The following is a 21,433-nucleotide window of genomic DNA, read 5'->3' on the forward strand; positions in this document are numbered from 1 at the left end:
TTTCAAATCAAGAATACGGTTTATATTCAACGAACCAAGCACACTACATTTATTCGTCAAGATCATTTTCACCAGACGCCGCCACACCGCCTAACAAGGATTTAGCCGCATCCACAGGCAAGGCCTCCACATCCTTGAGTTTGCGGGTCATCTGACGGGTACGGACTTCGGCTTGATCAATATTTTTGGCTGCGCGTTCCAGGGCTACCTTGGTCGCAGCTAGCACATCACCAAACTTTCCGAATTCAGTTTTGACTGCTCCCAACACTTGCCAGACTTCAGAGGAGCGTTTTTCCAGCACCAAGGTTCGGAAGCCCATTTGCAAGCTATTAAGTAACGCAGATAAGGTAGACGGACCAGCAATCGACACGCGGCAAGTCCGTTGTAACTCGTCCGCCAAACCGGGACGGCGCATCACTTCGGCGTACAACCCTTCTGTTGGCAAAAATAGAATTGCAAAATCAGTCGTCAATGGCGGTGAGAGATATTTTTCTGAGATCGTTTTTGCTTCACTTCGAATTGCCCTCTCCAACTCTTTCCCGTAAGTAGCGACCCCTTCTGCATCCGCACGGTCTGCGGCATCCAAAAGTCGTTCGTACTGCTCTTTCGGAAACTTCGCGTCAATTGGCATCCATACCGGCGTCGTACCATCGTCCTTGCCCGGTAATTTAATCGCAAATTCGACCCGTTCACCAGTACCAGGAATCGTTTCCACATTTTTAGCATATTGATCGGGTGTCAGCATTTGTTCCAACACCATTTCCAACTGCACCTCACCCCAAGTTCCGCGGGTTTTAACGTTGGTCAGGACACGTTTCAAATCCCCTACCCCAATCGCCAGTTGCTGCATCTCACCCAGTCCCTGATGCACTTTCTCAAGACGATCAGAAACCAATTTAAACGACTCGCCCAGACGATGCTCTAAAGTCGCATGCAATTTCTCATCGACCGTTTTACGCATCTCTTCTAGCTTGCTAGCATTTTCAGCTTGGAGTTGTTGAATTTTCTGTTCTAATGTCGCCCTGATTTCACCCATGCGTTGCGCATTCGATTCCGTAAGGCTAACTAAGGTCTGATTAAGCGTATCTGCAAAGAGTTTGAGGCTATTCCCCTGCTCTTCACGCGCATTCTGACTTTGCTGGATTAATGCCAAGCGCATTTGCTCAAGTTGCTGCGCATTGCTCTCACTAAGCTTCGTCAATTGCTGGGAAAAACTATCAATCTGCCCTTTTTGTAACGTAGCGACACTCGTTAACTGACTAGCCAAGCCTTGTTGCAAACGCGAAAAATTAGTGCCCAACTCTTGCCGTGTCGCTAACGCAGTCGATTGCACTTGCTCTCGCAATGAACGTTCAGTGCGCTCATCACTCAACATTTGTTGTTGCTGTGAAGTTTGCAGAAAATGTTGTAACGCCTGCACATCAATACCCTGCTGACCTTTATTGGCGTTCATTGAACGCATCAATAGGATCAGGTTCAACACCACTAACATCAACAAAACAGCCAACAATACAATTTCAAATGTCGTCATGAATCAAAAAAAGAAAAAAAGAAACAGTTAAACACACCAAAACAAGAACAGCCTAACCAGGTGTATTGCGCATCCAGTCGGCGGTCTGGTAAAAGGATTGCATCAGGTGTTGCTGCAAGCTCTCTTCGATACCAACATCTTGCATCGCCCAAGCCATGCAACGCAGCCATTGATCACGCTCGGCGCTTGCAATGGCGAACGGCAAATGCCGCGCGCGCAACCGTGGATGCCCAAACTGACTGATGTACAGATCTGGCCCACCCATCCACCCAGATAAAAACCAAAATAACTTATCACGTGAGCCCTCTGTCGGGGTTGGATGCATTGCGCGGATGCCAGCAAATTCTGGCTCAAGCTCCATGAGGTCATAAAACCGGTCGACCATGTGACGCAGATTATTTGCACCACCGATCAGCGCGTATAAATTCGATTTTTCTTCTTCAGCATCTGTTGAAGACGTATTTGGCTGATTTAACTCTTGACTCATTACTTCCCACCATAAAATACCTGATTCATCTCACGATCAGGTGAATAACAAACAATCCAGAAGCCACTCATCAAGCCGCTAACACAGGCCTGTTTTGATTTAGCCATAATTGCACCGACGGACGCTGAAACTGCTCTCTGGCATAATCAGCCAAACGTTGCGGCACTTCGTCACCATGCATCACCAAGCGATTGAGCATCAATGCCAGATCTGTATCGGCAATACTCCACTCACCAAACAAATGATGCTCACCAACCGGTAATAAAGTCTCTACCACCTCATACAGATGCCGTGCCGCTGCCAACGCCTCCGAAGATAACGGAGCAAAGCGCTGACCATAAAAAAGCACCTGTGTATTGCGCTCCACACGGATCGGCATTAAATCACTGCGCAACCAAGCTTGCACCTGACGTGCTCTAGCGCGCCACTGGAGGTCTTTCGGATAAAGACTCACCTCTGGAAATGTCTCATCCAGATATTCAACGATCGCGGAAGACTCGGACAAACTAAACCCGACATGCACCAGCGTCGGCACCCGTTGCGTTAATGATTTACGTACAAAATCTTGCTCTTGGATTTTCTTGGCAGCCAGATTGATCATCTTGAGTTCGAATGGTAATTTTTTTTCATGCAATGCGACAAATACGGACATTGCGTAGGGACTACAACATTGATCATCAACGTATAAAGTAAGCTTCTGTTCTAATTTCTGGGACATAAAGATCCTTACGATGTTTTAGGTTAAATAAGCTTAAATAAAAATTAAATCCATTGGCGCGATGCGTCAACTATCACGCAAACTCAATAAAGGAGGCTGATTAAGAATATTGCGCAAACCAACCCAGCCACCGAATAACGCGCATACAGCACCAATAGCAATGCCTGCTACCCACACCAGCGGTGAAAAAGTCCATTCAAAATTAAAACTAAAACGCGCCAATGCCCAACCCACCGCCGTTGCACCACTTGCTGCCAGCAAACCTGCAACGCTGCCGATCAATAAAAATTCTATCCACTGGGAATAAGATAACTGTTTTCGCGTCGCCCCTAATGCACGTAATAGCGCGGCCTCTTTCTGCCGCACATCTTGCGATCCCGCCAATGCGGCGTACAAAACCAATACACCAGAGGCTAGCGTAAATAAAAATAAAAATTCGACGGCTGTGATGACCTGATCTAACACGGTCTGTAATTGTTTGATAATGGCACCGACATCCACCACGGTCAGGTTTGGAAAATCCAACGTCAACTGATTGACAAAACGCTGATCATTCACAGGTAAGCGAAAGGCCGTGATCCAGGTCGCTGGCAGATCGACGATCGCCTTTGGATTGAGGACCACAAAAAAATTGACCCGCATTGAGCCCCAATCTAGCTTACGTAAACTGGTCACTCTAGCGACGACCTGCTGACCAGCGACATCAAAGGTCAGCTTATCACCAAGCTTCAACTTTAGCGTTTTCGCAATACCCACTTCAACTGATGCCTCTGGTTCGATAGCGCGTCGGTCATCAAACCACTGTCCTGCGGTGATTTTATTGAGCGTCGGAATATCGTTCATGGCAGATAAATTAAACTCACGATCAACCATGCGCTTCGCCTGATCTTCTTCGTAGCTATCCGGTGTGACAGAGTGTGCATTCACAGCAATCAACCGACCGCGTATCATTGGATACATCCGAGGGTGCTCAAATTGCGCGAGCCTTGCTGTAATCTCTTCAATCTGATCAGGTTGGATATTAATCACAAATTGATTCGGCGCATCTGCAGGTGTTGATTGTTTCCAAGCGCTAATCAGATCTCCACGCACTACCGTCAGCAATAACAACGCCATCAATCCCAGCGCCAATGCAACGATCTGGATCACGGTTGCACCAGGACGTCGTTGTAACGCAGTAATCGCAAATCGCCAAGCGGTCACTTGTGAGAAATTGCGCATCTGCTTCAATGAGGCGACGCCTAACCAGGCAATCAAAGCGAAAACAGCAATCCCGACCAAGAAACTCCCCGCGGTGATCAGTCCTAATTTGACATCGCCAGTCTGCCACAGCAACAATCCAACAAACATCACCAGACCTAACACATAGGTTGCAATGGTCGTTGCCTGCGGTGGGTCTTGCTCCCGCCGCATAACACGGTTGTGCGGTACGTTTCTCAACTGCAAAACAGGTGGCAAGGCAAAACCGACCAACAGCAACAAGCCCGTGGCGACCCCATGTACCGCTGGCATCCAACTAGCGGCAGGCAGATCTTTCGCCAACAGGCTACCTAACCATTCTAACAATACGTAATGCGATGCATAACCAAGTACGACACCGGCAGTACTGCCAAGTAGACCGAGAATAAAAAACTCAACCAGATACATCATAGTAACCTGATTCTGCGTCAAGCCAAGGCAGCGCAACATGGCGCAGGCATCCAAATGTCTTAACATAAAACGACGTGCCGCCATGGCGATAGCAACGGCAGCTAACAGCGCGGATAATAGGCTGACCAGTGACAAAAACTGCTCTGATCGGTCTAAGGTAGCCCGCATCTCAGGGCGACCAGATTCCAGTGATTCAAGCCTCACCCCTTTGAGCTTATTTTGCTCGATCTGCGCCTGGAGTTGATTCTGAAACGAAGCGACTGCTTTCACAGGTCCCGCCATGAGTAAGCGGTAGGTCACACGCGACCCATTCTGTATGAGATTCGTCGCCGACAAATCTGAGGCAGCAATCATCGCACGTGGAGCAAAATTCATGAAGCCCGCGCCGCGGTCAGGCTCATCAGCAATCGTATGGGTAAAAATAAACGAAAGATCGCCTAAGCGTACTTGATCACCAAGCTTTAAGTTCAAAGCGACCTGTAGGGCGGGATCAATCCAGACTGTACCAGGAGCTGGTATATCGTTAGCCTCAACTTCACGATTAGCAGTCTCACCACTTCCGCTCACGCTCTGATTCAATTTCAATTTACCGCGCAGCGGATAATGTGGGCTCACTGCTTTGAGTGAGACTAACTTTGCTAAACCATGATCGCCTTCACCAGCAAGCCCCATACTGGAAAAAACAACGGTATCGGCAATCTGCAAACCACGTTTCTGTGCTTCTGAGCGCCACTCTGGGTTAATCGGCTGATCTGCGCTAACAAGCAGATCAGCCCCCAGCAACTGATGGGCATCCCTTTGCAAGCCACTACGCAGCCGATCAGCAAAAAAACCTACCGATGACAGTGATGCCACAGCAATCATGAGCGCCACCAGCAAAAACCGTAATTCTCCGGCACGCCAATCACGCATCATCATGCGCCAAGATAGTCGAAACATTATTGCCTTTCGTCCCAGAGTAACGAGGTCTCTGAGTCAGTGAACATTCGCTGCACTAACATCAAAACGCTTGCTTTAACCTCTTTAGCTAGACGCTCAACGCTGCAGAAAAATCTGCCAACAAATCCTGCGTATCTTCGATACCAACCGAAATCCGGATTAACGAATCTGCAATGCCCATCTCAGCGCGCTGCGTAGGACCCATTTCAAAGAAAATCGTATGCGCAACAGGAATAACTAATGTACGCGTATCACCGAGGTGGGTCGCATTAATAGCCAATTTGAGGCGATTCAAATAATCAAAACAATCAATTTCGGGGGCCAATTCGATACTCAGCAATGCGCCGTAAGCACGGAATAACTCTGTTGCAAGCGCGTGCTGGGGATGGGAAGCTAAGCCTGGGTAATAAACAGCAGCAACACGAGGATCTGCTTCCAGCATCGTGGCCAATGCCATTGCATTCGCACATTCCCGCTCCATGCGTAACGCAATGGTTTCAGCCCCGACTGCAATCTGATGCGCAGCATCAGGAGATAACGTCGCACCGAAATCGCGCAAACCCTTAGCTCGGACTTGTGACATCCCCTGTTGCGCGGGTGCCTGTTTGCGGAAATTATCGGCAATATTCGGAAACTTACTCCAGTCAAACAACCCTGTATCTGTCAAAGCCCCACCCAATACATTGCCATGCCCTGCGATCGATTTGGTTAAGGAATTCACCACCAAGCCTGCGTGTACTGCTTTTGGACGGAATAAAAACGGTGAGGTCATGGTGTTATCCACCACAAACAAGATCCCACGCGCCAGACACAACTCGCCAATACGTTTCAAATCTGCAATTTGCGTACGCGGGTTTGCAATCGTTTCAACGAAGACGACGCGTGTCTCCGGCGTCAAGACGGCTTCGACGTGCGCAACATCGGTCGCATCCACCAGACTCAAACTAATACCCTGCGCTTTGGTCGTTTGCCACAGGCTATTTGTATTGCCAAATAGAAATTTAGAGGAAACGACATGATCACCATGACGTAATAACGCCTGAAATACAGCACCAATAGCCGCCATCCCCGTTGCAAACGTGATGGTTGATGCACCATCTTCCATTTTAGTGACTTTATCTTCGAGAGCAGAAACGGTCGGGTTACCCTGACGGCCGTAGCGGTAGCCGGATTGCTTACCCTGAAACACTTGTGCCAGATCACGTGCATCTTTATAACCAAATAACACAGAATTATGGATTGGCTTGTGCACAGAACCATGCTCAATGTCTTTTTGGCGGTCACTATGCAAGATAGTCGTGGTAAAGCCGTAGGAAGTTTTATCGTTCATCGTTCAATCGCTGGAATGGAATTATCAGAAAGCTGCGTTGCAAGTGCATAAGTGTAACGCAGAAGCAGCAATTGCAATGCAATCGAGCCAAGTGAACCGAAATAACAGGAGGCCAGAGAAACTCAACGCACCGTTTCAGCGTCGAATGCCAGCATTGCTTTTTGATAGCCATAACGCCATTGTAGATGGATCATTTCCACAAAATCCTCATGACGCTCGGGTATTTTTAACGCAAGACGGTTTCGCAACCAGAATAATTGCTTGCCAATCTGATGTTTAACCAGCGCTTTTTCCATATCGGCAGTATCTACCCAGTAATCTGCCTGTTGTTGAAAGACTTTATGCAAACGCTGGTTGCCATGGATTCCAAGCACAAGCCGTAAGGCGGGTAAATCAATGAATTTATTGTACAAACCCTTCCGCTCCATAATCACTTCACGCCCTAACTTTCTGGCGATTTCGATCGGGAATAAATCTAACACACCACCTAGATAATGGTGATTGCCAATCTGATGGCAACGGAAGTAATACATATCAGCAATAGACGCACGCACTGCATCAGCAACAGGCGTCTGTGTCTCAAAAATCAACTCTTTTGCCACTGCGCTGTGCGACCATTCGCTACCAGCGAGAGGTGATGTCATACCATCAAGCAATCCGGCGACACGTTGATTTGCAAAAATCGTTTCCGCATACAACTTACGACCCGCACGCAATTGCCCCACGTCGGAAGATGAAAACAATAAGCGCCCTGCCACAATCGCTAAATCAGGCGCACCTTTATAAAAAGTGTTTTCGGGCAAAGGCAGGACAGCTGGAATGTCAAACAAGTAATCTTTAAAAAGATCTGGAATACGTTTTACATCATTTGCAAACAAGGCGCGTCGCGCAACATCACCAATGGCCTTAAATAAACTTTTTTCGGGATTCGCTTCCAAACCACGCCAAAACGTATGCATTGGTGGTGAAGTCAGCCAAGCTAGTCGCTGCGCATTATCAGGCAAATGATGAATGATCGTCCCAGCGATAGATGCCCCACAACTCGCAAGAATCACGTCCGGTGTCCGGCCCCGCTCCTGACAAGCCGCATAAATACCGAGGTAATAACCAAAACGGAACCCTCCACCCGCCATGACTAGACAGCGCTGATAGTGCTGCTCGGATTGTGAACCGGTAGAAATGAGACCAACGCTGCTAGATTGACTACTGCGCTCTACTGACAAATCCTATCCTTTTTTTATTGGTTAAACGAAATAAACTCTCAAACCAGCACCACAAAACAAGAAGAACACCAGCATCTCTCAGCGATTTGCTGTGGTCGGGATTGCAGAAGGTTCAACAACGATACAAAACAACTATTTTAATAAAAAATCTTCAATCAACTGGGCTAACAGCATAGGCTGGTCGTGGTGCAACATGTGCCCAGCGTCTGCAATCATTTCTTTCTGCAGATGAGGGATATGCGCCAATCGACGATCAATTTCCTTTTGCGCTTGGTCTTTTGCGCCCATCCAATGCCAGACATTGGTGTCGTCGGCCTGCATCCACAATACAGGCGCCGTAATTTGCTGCCAGCACGCCATCACTTCTTCGACATGAAAAAGCAAAGGACTAGTTTGTTTGTGCGCAGGATCACCAAGGATCTCCCAACGTCCTTGCGCATTTTCTTTAGCCCAAAAGCTAGATAAAAAAGCGGCACGCTCGTGCGATAAGCGCGGATTCGTTTTTTGCAACCGTGCAGCCACTTCCGCTTGTGATCCGTACGTGCGCAAAGCAGGCTTCTGCCGTAGCTCATCGAGCCATTGGCGATAGCGTCCCGGGGCCTGTTCTGGAGAGGTTGTCGGCATTCCAAACCCTTCCAGATTAACCAGTCGCCTTACTCGTTCTGGCCTAGTGCCTGCGTAGAGACCAACAACATTGGCCCCCATGCTATGCCCGAGCAAATTAATAGGTCCTTGTGGTGCGTAATGATCGAGCAACGCATCCAGATCCCCCAGATAATCAGGAAACCAATAGGTGTCCGTACCTGGTGTTTCCGTGAGACCAAAACCACGCAAATCTGGAGCAATCACATGCCAATCGTGTTGCAGATGATCGACGACAAATTGAAATGAGGCCGACACATCCATCCAACCATGCAACATAACGATCAATGGTGCGCCCTCTTTTCCCCAATGGCGCACGTGATACTGCAGACCACGAATAGTAACAAATTCTGAACGGGATTCAGAAGTAACAAGTGAATGAGATGATGTCATGGCAAATAAGAATTTCTTCAGAAAATGACTGAGCGCTCTACGAGAATAGGCCAATATGCAGTAGCATATGATGATCGCAATGGTCACATCAAGGATATGTCCGAACAGCCAACAATACCGCACCCCGCGATGACCAACAATAATAACAATAGAACGACCGTTCGATAATTATAACGGAGACCGGATGAAACTGCAGGAATTAACCTCAAGCCAAGTAGCAAACAACCAGTACCACGCTTTGTTTAATGATTTTCAATGGGATGTACCAGAACGCTTCAATATCGCTGATGTTTGTTGCCGGCGCTGGTCTCACGAACAAAAGCAGATCGCCATTTTTTATGAAGACAGTACAGGAAATTGTCGCAAACTGACTTACCGCCATCTATATCAGCAAGCGAATCAGCTTTCTAACCTATTGCGCCAACAGGGCGTACAACGCGGTGACGTGGTCGCCTGCATCATGCCGCAACGACCAGAAATGGCCGTAACGATGATGGCTTGCCTCCAAATGGGTGCCATCGTCATGCCTTTATCGCACCTGTTTGGTCCAGAAGCGTTGGAATATCGTCTACGACATAGTGATGCCACAACGCTGATCCTTGATCAAACCGGCGTTGATGCCTACATGCAAATTGCCCAACATTGTTCGCAGTTAAAAACAATCATTGGAGTTGATTGCCAGCAAGTACCAAAGAATTTTGCAGCACTAGAATGGGAAACCTATGTCGGCGAGATGCCGAAAAAATTCGAGTCAGAAAAAACCAGAGCGACAGACCCAGCTATTTTAATTTATACGAGCGGCACCACCGGTGATCCCAAGGGTGCATTAATTCCTCACTCTGCAATACTCGGCAATTTGCCAGGATTTGTGGCATCGCAAAACTGGTTTCCGCAAGCAAAAGATGTGTTCTGGTCACCGGCAGATTGGGCCTGGACTGGTGGCCTGATGGATGCATTACTTCCTACGCTGTATTTCGGAAAACCAATTGTGGCCTATCAAGGACGTTTCACCGCTGAAAAAGCCTTTTACCTCTTACAAAAATACAAAATCACGAACACATTTCTCTTTCCGACAGCCCTGAAAATGATGATGAAAGCCTGTCCGAAACCACGCCAGAGTTATAAACTCAAATTACGCGCCATCATGAGTGCTGGCGAATCTGTCGGGGATACCGTCTTCAACTGGTGCAAAGATGCATTACGTGTCACACCAAATGAAATGTTCGGACAGACGGAAATGAACTATATCGTTGGCAATAGTTATCAACGTTGGCCAGCAAAGCCCGGCAGTATGGGGCGTCCCTACCCCGGTCATCGTGTCGCCGTCATCAATGACGCTGGCGTGGAAGTCGCTCCCGGGAAAGTCGGTGAGGTCGCAGTCAACCGCAACGATATCCACGGCCACCCAGACCCAGTTTTTTTTCTGGGCTACTGGAAAAATGATGCAGCAACGCGGAATAAATACAGCGGTGAATGGTGTCGCACGGGTGACCTCGCCATTGTGGATACGGATGGTTACCTGTGGTACCAAGGTCGCGCTGACGACATGTTCAAAGCTGCAGGCTATAGGATAGGACCATCAGAAATTGAAAACTGCCTCATTCAACATCCCGCTGTTGCCAATGCAGCGGTCGTCCCTAAACCAGATAAAGAGCGTGGGAATCTAGTCAAAGCTTATATCGTCTTGCGTACTGGCATCGAATCTGACGACCAGCTCATCAAGGAATTACAAGCATACGTAAAGGGCAAACTTGCCCCCTATGAGTACCCAAAAGAGATTGAATTCATCGATGCACTCCCTATGACAACAACGGGAAAAATTCAACGACGCGTATTGAAATTACGCGAAATTGAACGCGCAGAGACCACTTCCAGTGAACTAAAACGCAGAACTAAGGAGATATAACTAAGACACTATAGCAGCTCAGGGACGAGTGATCAGGCGGGTTCTGATCGTATTGCCAGCCTGTTCTATCAGCGTATCAATTGCTTTACCGAACGGCGTCACCCGAAAAGCCTCGCCATCGAAACTGCGGTCTTTTCCGACAACCACGTCGCCGGCCGCCGCCCCAGTGAACTTAAATTTGTCAATTAACATCCCCGCACGGGCGTCGTAGATTGAAATTTCAACGTCGATTTCACGGTATTTTTTTTCCCATAAGCCAAACATGCTGGGAACGGTATGGATACCCGCGCCGATGATGTCTCCAGAAATTACGTAACGGGAGTCATAGGTCGCTGCAACTTGCGCCAGCATTTTGGTCGTAGGTGGTGTCAAAACCCAGTCATACGAGAGCAGTTCAGGGGTCATACGAACATAAAATTGCTGATCCCGCTCCAGCCTCCGCGCCAGCTCTCTTGGAAATCCCAAAGCAATGTCATTAATATCAGTCAGTTGTCCCGGATGACTTACCGCAAACCCCGTCATCAAAATGCTCCGGCCAGGATCGCGGGCAGGGATCAGCACCTGTGCGACGCAAACGGTAGAAAGCAATCCCAGAAGCAGAGTCAGAAATAATGTCGTCCAACGCCAGTGAATTAAGCGCATAAGTTACTCCTTGTCAAAATGGAAGATACTTCGATAGCAGGCATAAACAAGCTGGCACAACAATTCTCGACCTCGCTCGTCTCGCACAGGGGACGCTAAACTCAATACAGCAAAAGGAAACCAAAATTCACCAAGAGCATGAACCAACACTTTATCGGCAGCAATTATCATTTCATTAGCAACCGAAAAAGTAAATATATATTACATTTAAAGCATCATTTAAATTAAGATTGAATGCACATCTGACAGTCTTAGTAGGCCATGCCCCTCATCAATCAAATTCAAATCACGCCAGCGCTCCCGAGTCACTCCCATGCAGTGTTGGCATTTGAACTGGAGAATCGTCTCCATTTTGAGCAATGGATTGCAAGTCGCGGCGATCACTTTTACTCAACGCAGGCGGTTCAAAGCAGTCTTGAACAAGCACAATGGTCTGCACATGCACAGCGTGAATATCATTATCTGGCGTGGCTGGGAGATGAAATTATTGGCAGAATTACGCTGCGTGGCATCGAACGAGAACACTATTTCAAGGCATCACTTGGCTACCGATTCAGCGTGAAACATGGAGGCAAAGGGTATGCGACAACGGCTGTGAATGCGGTGCTTGCCTATGCATTTAATGAACTCAAGCTATGGCGTGTTGAAGCCATGATCATCTCAGATAACTTGCCCTCCATTGCGGTGATCAAAAAGTGTGGATTCACCCAATTTGGACATTCTCGATCCGCTGTTCTGCGAAGTGGTGTTTGGAGGGATTTATTGCTGTTCGAAAAGCATGCAGACAGTGCCACTAATGACATCAAACCCAGTTAAAATGCATTCCATACAGGTGTTTTTGTAATTCGTCACATGTTGATGGTACCGCAAATCGAAAGTCTTCATAATGGTGTCAAGCTTAAAAAACAGGACTGAATAAGTCTTCAATCATGATCGTTTTCCAATATGACGGATTCGAACGCTATTAAGAACGAGGAATATCCTATGCGCACCATTCTGACAGCTGCCACATTAGGTTTAACAGTCTACCTGATCAGCAGCTCGGCATTTGCTGATGAACAAACCCGTCATGTGTCAGCTTTTAATAGTATCAACACGCAAAGTGCATGCAAAATCACAATTGAAGTTGGAAAAACCCAATCGATCACACTCAAAGGTGATAGTAAATTCATAGAGAAGTTTTCGACGACGGTCACAGGCAACGAATTGATCATCGCAGAAAAAAACAAAATGAGTCTCAAGTACAGCAGCACCGATGAGATCGTGGTTACCGTTCCCGATTTGAAACGATTGACATTCCAAGGAGCAGGCTCCATCAAAATCAATCATCTCAATACCGATGATTTTGACCTTTCCTACGAAGGTGCCGGTAGCCTGACCGCCAATGGCAAGGTCAGGCACTTAAGAATCCGCTCAGAAGGTGTCGGTTCAATCGACATGAAAGATGTTGCCGCAAATGAGGTTGAAGTAAAGGGCGAAGGCGTTGGCACCATCAACGTTACGGCACTAGATAAACTGAATGCTTCTCTACAAGGGATTGGTAGTCTGACCTATTTTGGGCATCCAAAAACGATCAGTAAAGCAGTACAAGGGATTGGCAGCATTAAAGCGGGCGACTAAACTACACCGCTCATTGAACTCTGATTGTATTATCTGATCAACACACGCAGAACTGCATAAGTACACAACATACTGTGCAAGATAACCGGCCAGTGGCAAGGCTTGAGTGATCTACATCATGAACGATTAAGTAGAGTGCGGCTCTGAAGTACCGGCTTCAGAGCCTTTTTTTATGCAGCTTCGGTGCGATGACTTTCTTGTTGTTGTAACGCATCCAACTCAGCGTCACTGAAACCAGCTTTTTTACGGCCATCCAAATTAAACGGCCCTCTGAGTTTTGGTGCTTGATAGAGTGCCGCCAGATAGGCATATGTTTCTATGGTATCGCGCCCCTGTGCATCGCATAAATTCTTGTACCAATCATTACCAATCGCGACGTGACCGATTTCATCACGATAAATAATCCCCATAATATCAGCCCCGGCCTGATCCCCTGCCTGCGCCAGCTTCGCGGCTAATCCGGGAGTCACATCCAGACCGCGCGCCTCTAACGTGCGCGGCACTAACGCCAATCTGGCAAGTAGGTCATTATTTGTTTTTTCAGCCATTTCCCACAAACTGTTGTGCGCAGGAAACGACCCGTACTGATAACCCATCGTTTGTAAATGCGCTTCCAGCAACTGAAAATGATAAGCCTCTTCTTTTGCCACCTTTAACCAGTCACGGTAAAACTGCTCAGGCATACCTGCGAATCGCCATAAAATATCAGCCGCTAGGTTAATTGCATTCATCTCAATATGCGCGAGGGCATGTACCAGAATGGCGCGCCCTTCGAGCGTGACCATAGAGCGCCGTCCGACTTTACCAGGTGCAATTAAGTCAGGTTTTGCTGGGCGCCCTGGAATTCCAGCGGGCACATCAAACTGATGTTCAGAATTGATTTCGACGTCATCAGAAATTGCACTCAGTATGGCGCATTTGTGATTTGTATCGGTTGCAAGTAAAGCCTGCAACACTGCAGCGCGTAATTCCATTAAAAATCCGTTTTCAAAATACTCATTTTCTGGTTATTTCAACGCAAGCCTCGTTGCGGCGTTAAAATAGCGTCTTCGTGCGGCCAAAAACAGTATGAATTCCTATGTTTATTCTTTATTAACAAGAAATTTCATTCATGTTTTGGATCCAATTATTCTTATTAGCCTCTATTTTACGGAAAAATCATGCCCATCTACCAATTAGGTGACATCGCCCCGGACATCGATCCGTCAGCTTACATTACCGACACGGCTAAAATTATTGGCAAAGTAAAAATAGAAGCGAAAGCCAGTATTTGGTTTGACGCAACACTTCGCGGTGATAACGAACTCATTACCATCAGCGAAAACAGTAATGTTCAGGAAGGCTGTATTTTACACACCGATCCGGGCTTTCCTTTGGTAGTGGGCAAAAATGTCACCATCGGCCACCAGGCGATGCTGCATGGATGCACGATTGGCGAAGGGTCGCTAATTGGCATTCAGGCTGTCATTTTGAATGGTGCAAAAATTGGTAAAAACTGCTTAGTTGGCGCTGGCGCATTGATCACCGAAGGCAAAGAGTTCCCTGACAACTCACTGATCATTGGCTCACCAGCGAAAGCGGTACGTCAACTGACTGAACAAGATGTGCGTGGCATGCACCGCAACACTGATAACTACGCTCTGCGTGGTCAACTATACAAAACTGAACTCAAGCGTATCGATTAAAGATAATGCCGATGCAATGGCATTAAGCGTTGCGTGAGTTCTAACTGCTTTAGAAAACTGTAAAAGATATGACTGACACCTTACAAAAATTCATGTTCGAAAATGCCGGCGTCCGCGGTGAACTGGTTGAACTTGAATCGGCATGGCAACAAATGTTGTCTCACAAAGCCTACCCCAAAGCAGTACAAACAATACTGGGCGAACTGATGGCGGCCTCCGCTCTTCTGTCAGCCAATTTAAAATTTAATGGCACCATGATCATGCAGATTCATGGGGATGGCCCAGTGAAACTGATGGTCGTCGAATGTGATGCCGATCTGCGTCTGCGAGCTACTGCAAAATTAGCTGATGATGCTGTAATAAATGATCACGAAACAATTAAAGAACTCGTCCACGCACACGGTCAGGGGCGGTTTGTGATTACACTCGACCCGAACGATAAAATGCCAGGACAGCAAGCCTATCAAGGAATCGTTCCGTTAGATGGCGACAGTATTGCTACCATCATTGAAAACTACATGCTTCGCTCAGAGCAGCTTGATACAAAACTCTGGTTGGCTGCGGATGACAAAGTTGCCCGTGGCATGTTATTGCAAAAATTACCAGAAATCGGCGGCTCCGGCGTACAAGCGGAAGACGGCGAGGATATGTGGGCGCATGCGGTAATGTTAGGCGACACTCTGAAACAGGAAGAGCTGTTGAGCACAGATATTGAAACACTGATGCGACGCCTGTTCTGGGAACAAACCTTGCGGGTATTCGATCCTTTGCATCCGGTATTCCATTGCAGCTGCACTCGTGAAAAAGTGGGCGATATGCTCAAAATGTTAGGCCAAGCTGAAGTTGATGATGCCATCACTGAAATTGGCCGTCTGGATATCAACTGCGACTTCTGCGGCAAGCACTATGGGTTCGATCAGGTTGACTGCGCTCAGTTATTTGCAGCCAAAACGCTGACTGAAGGAACGATTCCGGCAACGGAAGTGAAACACTAAGACGGTAGAAATACCCATTTTAAAAAAGGCTGACGCTGCGTCAGCCTTTTTTATTTGAGTCGTAACACCTGTTTACGTTCCTCTGTATATGCCCACCACGCCTGAGCTGACTCGCCATCCATGAACCGGGTCACCGATATAAACACATCAATCACACAAGGATCATGACGCACACCCGTGACCTCACATAAACGCTCATACATCTCATAAGGACAACGACCGACAAGTTGATCTGGCGTATGAATGCCGAGCAAGCGCAGATCCTCTGCACCAGCTTTACCGATATTGGGCAAGTCGGTTAATTTATTTAAGTGGAGTCGGTCGACTTTTTCAGGATGCATATTTATTAAAAGTTTGTGATACGTTATTGCAAAGGACATGAAAAAAGCCAATCACCTGCATGGTCATTGGCTTTTTTCATTGACAGCAAGAAATCAGAACGCAGCGATCCCTGTTTGCGCACGTCCCAAGATCAACGCATGAATATCATGCGTGCCTTCGTAGGTGTTTACCACTTCTAAGTTCACCAGATGACGGGCGATGCCGAACTCATCAGAGATACCATTACCACCCAGCATATCGCGCGCCATACGGGCGATGTCCAATGATTTTCCGCAGGAGTTACGCTTCATGATGGAGGTAATTTCTACCGCTGCAGTGCCTTCATCTTTCATACGTCCCAGACGCAGGCAGCCTTGTAACGCCAGCGTAATCTCAGTTTGCATATCTGCCAGTTTTTTCTGTATCAACTGGTTGGCTGCCAGTGGACGTCCAAACTGTTGACGATCCATAGTGTACTGACGAGCGGTATGCCAGCAGAACTCGGCTGCACCGAGTGCACCCCATGCAATACCGTAACGGGCTGAATTGAGGCAGGTAAATGGTCCTTTCAGACCTTCAACGTGCGGCATCAGGTTTTCTTCTGGAACAAAAACTTCGTCCATCACGATTTCACCAGTGATAGATGCGCGCAGACCAACTTTGCCGTGAATTGCCGGTGCAGATAAACCTTTCCAGCCTTTTTCCAGGATAAAGCCACGAATACGGCCATCATCTGTTTTTGCCCAGACAACAAACACATCGGCGATGGGACTATTGGTGATCCACATTTTAGCGCCAGAGAGCGAATAACCACCTGGTACCGTTTTGGCGCGTGTGACCATGCTACCAGGATCAGAACCATGATTCGGCTCCGTCAGACCAAAGCAACCGATCCACTCACCTGTTGCTAATTTAGGCAGGTATTTTTGTTTTTGTGCTTCGCTACCGAACTCATTAATTGGCACCATGACCAGTGAACTCTGGACACTCATCATGGAGCGATAACCGGAATCAATCCGTTCAACTTCACGTGCGACTAGTCCATAGCACACATAGTTCAGGCCAGCACCGCCGTATTGGCTCGGAATCATTGAACCTAACAAGCCAAGTTCACCCATCTCACGGAAGATGGCTGGATCTGTTCTCTCGTGACGGAAAGCTTCCAACACACGTGGTGCGAGTCTTTCTTCACAGTATGTGCGCGCTGCGTCCTGCACCATGCGCTCTTCGTCCGTCAACTGCGACGACAATAACAATGGGTCTTCCCAACTAAATACTGCCTTGGCCATCTAATTCTCCTGATTATTTTTTTATATCAATTTTCTACCTAAATCCTGACAAGATTACACCACTCGTCGTTACTGTGCTTGCTGCTATTTTATGACGCTTCTGACATCAATAAATAATTGCAATTAAAACAAATTTTTATTCATTTTGCATACCAGTAATGGGCTACGACGATAGCGCGGGTCGCTCGCGCTGTCCAGTATATTCCGTCTACACCTATCTGATACCGCTACAATAGTGTCACATTGATGCACAGCATTTTGCATACTATCAGGCACAACACCACTTCATTCTGGGACAATAGCGGTAACTTCAATTTCTACTTTAGCACGATCTTCGATAAGGGCTGAAACCTGCACCGCCGTCATGGTCGGATAGTGTTTGCCAATAATGTCGCGATAGGCGCCACCTATTTCTTTATAGGCAGCGATATATTCTTTTTTATCGGTGATATACCAAGTCATACGTACGATATGTTCTGGCCTGGCGTTGGCTTCTGCCAACACATCGACGATATTTTGCAACGCTTGTCGCACCTGCCCGGCAAAATCATCGGTATGAAACTGCCCTTGCGCGTCCCAGCCTATCATGCCGCTGACGCAGACTGTGCGCCCCGACGCTGCCATGCCATTGGAATAACCACGCGGTCTCACCCACCCTGCTGGCTGAAGTATTTCTATCATAGTTATTCCTCTGTTCTGGTAGCAGCAAACTCTTTGAGTAATTCTCTGCCGATAATCAATTGCTGGACTTCACTGGCTCCTTCATAGATGCGCAGGGCACGTATTTCACGATAAAGGCGCTCAACCGGCACATCGCACACAACGCCAAGTCCACCGAACATCTGCAATGCAGCGTCAATGACCTGCTGCGCACTCTCTGTCGCGGACAGTTTTGCCATGGCCGCTTCTTTAGTGACTTTTCTCCCTTGATCTCGTTGCCATGCGGCACGATAAATCAATAAGGCCGAGCTATCGATCGCTGTTGCCATCTGCGCAAATTTCGCCTGCGTCAACTGAAAATCTGCGAGTGTCTGATTAAACATTTTACGGGTCGTCGCCCGATGCAGTGCCTCATCCAGTGCACGGCGGGCAAATCCCAGCGACGCTGCAGCAACCGATGTCCGGAACACATCCAATGTCGCCATTGCCACCTTAAATCCCTGACCCGATTCACCAATGCGTTGGGATGCAGAGATACGGCAATCAGTGAACTTCAGGCGCGCCAACGGGTGTGGGGCAATCACATTTATCCGCTCTGCGATCTCCAACCCTATAGAGTCCGCATCAACGATAAAAGCGGAGATACCACGCGCCCCCTGCGCCTCACCCGTGCGGGCAAAAACGACATACATATCGGCGATACCACCATTCGAAATCCAGGTTTTCTCGCCGTTCAATACGTAGTGATCGCCATCCAACGTTGCCGCACATTGCATCGAAGCGACATCAGAACCCGCATCTGGCTCTGATAAAGCGAAGGCGGCAATTTTTTTTCCGGATGCGACAGCAGGTAAATACGCTTGCTTTTGCGCGTGCGTACCAAACAGACTAATCGCACCAGACCCCAGTCCTTGCATTGCAAAAGAAAAATCAGCAAGTCCGGAATGGCGGGCCAGTGTTTCACGCAGCAAGCAGATAGCGCGGGTATCGATCACCTCATTGATACCACCATATTCCTGCCCAGCAATCGCGTGCCGTAGCCAGCCGCCTTCACCAAGTTGCGTGACCAGATCGCGGCAAGCCTGATCGACATCATGACCATGCGTGTCTGCAATCTGCACTGCAGCCCACGTGTCGAGTTGCTGTTGCAGGTCACGGTGCCTCTCATCAAAAAATGGCCAATCCAGATAACTACGGTCTACAAGTATTTGCGTCATACTCAATCTCCTTCAAAGACAGGCTTTTGTTTCGCCACAAAGGCATGATAAGCACGATGAAAATCATTGGTCATCATGCAAATCGCTTGCGCCTGTGCTTCAGCCTCGATGGCTTCATCCACACCCATATTCCATTCTTGCTGCAACATTTTTTTTGTCATCGCATGAGCGAAGGTCGGCCCTTCAGCGAGGGTTTTAGCATAATGATGAGCATCAGAAAGCACATCATCCGGCGAACTTAAGCGATTAAAAAATCCCCAGCGTTCTCCCTCTTCACCAGACATAGAGCGTCCGGAATAAAGCAAATCAGAGGCACGTCCCTGACCAATAAGGCGAGGCAGAATAGAACAGGCTCCCATATCGCACCCCGCCAATCCTACACGTGTAAACAAAAAGGCTGTCTTGCAGCGCGCAGTACCAAAACGAATATCCGATGACAACGCCAGAATCGCACCAGCGCCCGCACAGACGCCATCCACGGCTGCGACGATCGGTTGTGGGCAAGCACGCATCGCTTTGACCAGATCGCCCGTCATACGCGTAAAACTTAGCAAACCCGGCATGTCCAATTGGGTCAATGGACCGATAATTTCGTGCACATCGCCGCCTGAACAGAAATTTTCTCCGGCCCCTGAAATCACGATCGCTTTCACATCGTCGGCATACGCCAATGCGCGGAACAAATCACGTAACTCGGCATAAGATTCAAAGGTCAGTGGATTTTTACGCTCCGGACGATTCAGAATGATCGTCGCCACGGCGTCAGCCACTTCAAAATAAAAGTGACGCGCCTCATAGGCTGCAAGATATTGGCGGCCACCAGGTAATTGATGGGTCTGCCCTGGAAGATATTTCATTGTTTATTCCTGTTCTGACTTATTTTTTTGATGTGATCAAATGTGTTTTCACTTGCGACAGTGATGTCGATAAATGAGTTTTATCTTTGGCTGGCATGCCTGCAAACAGCTCGACGATCCATGCCTCGTGGACTGCCGCCATCCGCTTAAACGCAGTGCGTCCTGCTGGCGTCAGCATGACACTATAGGCTCGGCGATCTTTCGGGTCGGGAACGCGTATGACCAGATTTTCTTGTTCTAACTGATCTGTGATGCCCGTGATATTGCCTCCGGTGACCATCATTCGCTTTGACAACTCCCCCATACGCAAGCCCTCAGGATAGCGCTCGAGTTGTGCCATCAGGTCAAAACGCGGCAAGGTAATGCCAAACTCATTTCTTAAGCGCGAACGGATCTCTGCCTCCACCATGACGGTGCACGACAACATGCGCAACCACAAACGAAGAGAATCGTGATGCTCTTCAGTGAGGCGCGTTTCCAGATCCGAGCCAGAATCAAGTTCATTAACATGGAAGTCGGCACTCATTGCATCACCTCACCACCGGCAACAGCAATCGCCTGACCAGTCATTGCACTCGCTTGCATCTGGCATAACCAGGCAACGGTATTGGCCACTTCGTCAGGCTGCACAAGACGTTGCATAGGATTGCCCGCTGCCAGCGCAGAGCGCGCCTGTTCTTCCGAACGTCCAGTCTTGTCCATAATGTTTGTCACCGCGTCTTTCACGATATCTGTTTCGGTATATCCTGGGCAAACGGCGTTGACTGTCACGCCCTTGTTCGCCACTTCTAAAGCTAAAGAACGCGTCAGTCCGACAACGGCATGCTTCGCTGCGCAATAGGCGCTCACGTAAGGGTAACCGACGCGACCAGCCGTGCTCGCCACATTGATAATCCGCCCCCAGCCGTTAACCAACATCGAAGGTAACACCTCCCGTGTACAATGTACTGTGCCCATCAGATTGACATTAAGCATATCTTGCCATTGTTGTGGATCGGTTTTTAAGAACGGGGCTGAACTTGCTTGACCAGCATTATTAACTAAAATATTAACCGATCCAAAACGCGCAGTCGCGACTGCTATTGCATCCCGCACCGACGCAGCATTGGCAACATCCATAATTACATAGGCAACCATGGACGCAGCAGCTTCATCGGTCACTGGAACCATCGCCGAAAGCTGACCCGCAGCCATGCGCAGCACCTCTTCGTTTCGTCCGGCAATCGTTACCCGATAATCTCCCGTCAACAGAGTTTGGGCAATCGCATAACCAATTCCCTTGCCTCCGCCGGTAATGAAAGCGTGTTTTTTTGTTGTAGGCTGCATAG

General features: G+C 48.1%; 21 protein-coding genes. 5 read left to right on the top strand and 16 right to left on the bottom strand.

The features are described 5' to 3' along the window. Positions 1-49: 49 nt before the first annotated feature. The 7 genes from rmuC to ACO0KV_RS00510 all read right to left on the bottom strand — a co-directional run bounded on the left by rmuC (position 50) and on the right by ACO0KV_RS00510 (position 8,913). Complete coding sequence (gene rmuC, locus ACO0KV_RS00480) at positions 50-1,531, bottom strand: DNA recombination protein RmuC (protein ID WP_423038807.1); 1,482 nt, start codon at positions 1,529-1,531, stop codon at positions 50-52. Positions 1,532-1,583: 52 nt separating this feature from the next. Continuing rightward, a complete protein-coding gene (locus ACO0KV_RS00485) occupies positions 1,584-2,018 on the bottom strand; it encodes a group II truncated hemoglobin (RefSeq protein WP_423038809.1) in 435 nt (144 codons plus the stop codon). Between the two features lie 70 nt (positions 2,019-2,088). Further along, positions 2,089-2,736: a glutathione transferase gene (yfcF, locus tag ACO0KV_RS00490; RefSeq protein ID WP_423038811.1), complete on the bottom strand. Its 648-nt coding sequence runs from the start codon at positions 2,734-2,736 to the stop codon at positions 2,089-2,091. 66 nt (positions 2,737-2,802) lie between these two features. Further along, entirely contained in the window at positions 2,803-5,325 is a 2,523-nt protein-coding gene (locus tag ACO0KV_RS00495) for an ABC transporter permease (protein WP_423038813.1), read from the bottom strand. Between the two features lie 88 nt (positions 5,326-5,413). Beyond that, positions 5,414-6,655: a cystathionine gamma-synthase family protein gene (locus tag ACO0KV_RS00500; protein ID WP_423038815.1), complete on the bottom strand. Its 1,242-nt coding sequence runs from the start codon at positions 6,653-6,655 to the stop codon at positions 5,414-5,416. Positions 6,656-6,777: 122 nt separating this feature from the next. Beyond that, positions 6,778-7,878, bottom strand: coding sequence for a patatin-like phospholipase family protein (locus ACO0KV_RS00505; RefSeq protein ID WP_423038817.1), 1,101 nt, complete (start codon positions 7,876-7,878; stop codon positions 6,778-6,780). Positions 7,879-8,010: 132 nt separating this feature from the next. Beyond that, the gene (locus ACO0KV_RS00510) at positions 8,011-8,913 is read right to left on the bottom strand and encodes an alpha/beta fold hydrolase (protein WP_423038819.1); all 903 of its coding nucleotides are present in this window, start codon (positions 8,911-8,913) and stop codon (positions 8,011-8,013) included. Between the two features lie 184 nt (positions 8,914-9,097). Here ACO0KV_RS00510 and ACO0KV_RS00515 point away from each other — a divergent pair, with 184 nt between their 5' ends. Then, positions 9,098-10,819 (top strand): acyl-CoA synthetase, encoded by a 1,722-nt coding sequence (locus ACO0KV_RS00515; protein ID WP_423038821.1) that lies wholly within the window; start codon positions 9,098-9,100, stop codon positions 10,817-10,819. A gap of 18 nt (positions 10,820-10,837) precedes the next feature. On the opposite strand, the gene ACO0KV_RS00520 is transcribed toward ACO0KV_RS00515, so the two are convergent. Continuing rightward, positions 10,838-11,461, bottom strand: a complete 624-nt coding sequence (locus ACO0KV_RS00520) for a flagella assembly protein FlgT middle domain-containing protein (protein WP_423038823.1) — start codon at positions 11,459-11,461, stop codon at positions 10,838-10,840. Between the two features lie 261 nt (positions 11,462-11,722). Between ACO0KV_RS00520 and ACO0KV_RS00525 the strand changes: the two genes are divergently transcribed. After that, entirely contained in the window at positions 11,723-12,277 is a 555-nt protein-coding gene (locus ACO0KV_RS00525; protein ID WP_423038825.1) for a GNAT family N-acetyltransferase, read from the top strand. Between the two features lie 168 nt (positions 12,278-12,445). Further along, on the top strand, positions 12,446-13,081 hold the full coding sequence (locus tag ACO0KV_RS00530; RefSeq protein ID WP_423038827.1) for a GIN domain-containing protein: 636 nt from the start codon (positions 12,446-12,448) through the stop codon (positions 13,079-13,081). Between the two features lie 170 nt (positions 13,082-13,251). On the opposite strand, the gene ACO0KV_RS00535 is transcribed toward ACO0KV_RS00530, so the two are convergent. Beyond that, a complete protein-coding gene (locus ACO0KV_RS00535) occupies positions 13,252-14,055 on the bottom strand; it encodes a ferritin-like domain-containing protein (protein WP_423038829.1) in 804 nt (267 codons plus the stop codon). A gap of 186 nt (positions 14,056-14,241) precedes the next feature. Between ACO0KV_RS00535 and ACO0KV_RS00540 the strand changes: the two genes are divergently transcribed. Both ACO0KV_RS00540 and hslO read left to right on the top strand, forming a co-directional pair. After that, positions 14,242-14,766: a gamma carbonic anhydrase family protein gene (locus ACO0KV_RS00540; protein WP_423038831.1), complete on the top strand. Its 525-nt coding sequence runs from the start codon at positions 14,242-14,244 to the stop codon at positions 14,764-14,766. Between the two features lie 68 nt (positions 14,767-14,834). Beyond that, a complete protein-coding gene (gene hslO / locus ACO0KV_RS00545; RefSeq protein WP_423038833.1) occupies positions 14,835-15,761 on the top strand; it encodes an Hsp33 family molecular chaperone HslO in 927 nt (308 codons plus the stop codon). A gap of 50 nt (positions 15,762-15,811) precedes the next feature. On the opposite strand, the gene ACO0KV_RS00550 is transcribed toward hslO, so the two are convergent. The 7 genes from ACO0KV_RS00550 to ACO0KV_RS00580 all read right to left on the bottom strand — a co-directional run bounded on the left by ACO0KV_RS00550 (position 15,812) and on the right by ACO0KV_RS00580 (position 21,431). Further along, on the bottom strand, positions 15,812-16,141 hold the full coding sequence (locus tag ACO0KV_RS00550; RefSeq protein ID WP_423038835.1) for a helix-hairpin-helix domain-containing protein: 330 nt from the start codon (positions 16,139-16,141) through the stop codon (positions 15,812-15,814). Positions 16,142-16,195: 54 nt separating this feature from the next. Next, positions 16,196-17,371 carry an acyl-CoA dehydrogenase gene (locus ACO0KV_RS00555; RefSeq protein WP_423038837.1) on the bottom strand — a complete coding sequence of 392 codons (1,176 nt, stop codon included), beginning with the start codon at positions 17,369-17,371 and terminating at the stop codon, positions 16,196-16,198. Positions 17,372-17,656: 285 nt separating this feature from the next. After that, positions 17,657-18,049: a RidA family protein gene (locus tag ACO0KV_RS00560; RefSeq protein ID WP_423039065.1), complete on the bottom strand. Its 393-nt coding sequence runs from the start codon at positions 18,047-18,049 to the stop codon at positions 17,657-17,659. Between the two features lie 5 nt (positions 18,050-18,054). Next, positions 18,055-19,248 (bottom strand): acyl-CoA dehydrogenase family protein, encoded by a 1,194-nt coding sequence (locus tag ACO0KV_RS00565; protein ID WP_423038839.1) that lies wholly within the window; start codon positions 19,246-19,248, stop codon positions 18,055-18,057. Positions 19,249-19,250: 2 nt separating this feature from the next. Next, positions 19,251-20,105: an enoyl-CoA hydratase family protein gene (locus ACO0KV_RS00570; protein WP_423038843.1), complete on the bottom strand. Its 855-nt coding sequence runs from the start codon at positions 20,103-20,105 to the stop codon at positions 19,251-19,253. A 19-nt stretch (positions 20,106-20,124) separates the two neighbouring features. Further along, positions 20,125-20,631: a MarR family winged helix-turn-helix transcriptional regulator gene (locus ACO0KV_RS00575; protein WP_423038845.1), complete on the bottom strand. Its 507-nt coding sequence runs from the start codon at positions 20,629-20,631 to the stop codon at positions 20,125-20,127. After that, positions 20,628-21,431, bottom strand: coding sequence for an SDR family NAD(P)-dependent oxidoreductase (locus ACO0KV_RS00580; protein WP_423038847.1), 804 nt, complete (start codon positions 21,429-21,431; stop codon positions 20,628-20,630). Before ACO0KV_RS00580 ends, ACO0KV_RS00575 begins: the two co-directional genes overlap by 4 nt. Between the last annotated feature and the right edge of the window lie 2 nt (positions 21,432-21,433).

The organism is Undibacterium sp. RuRC25W, from assembly GCF_049339825.1.
GTDB lineage: Bacteria > Pseudomonadota > Gammaproteobacteria > Burkholderiales > Burkholderiaceae_D > Undibacterium.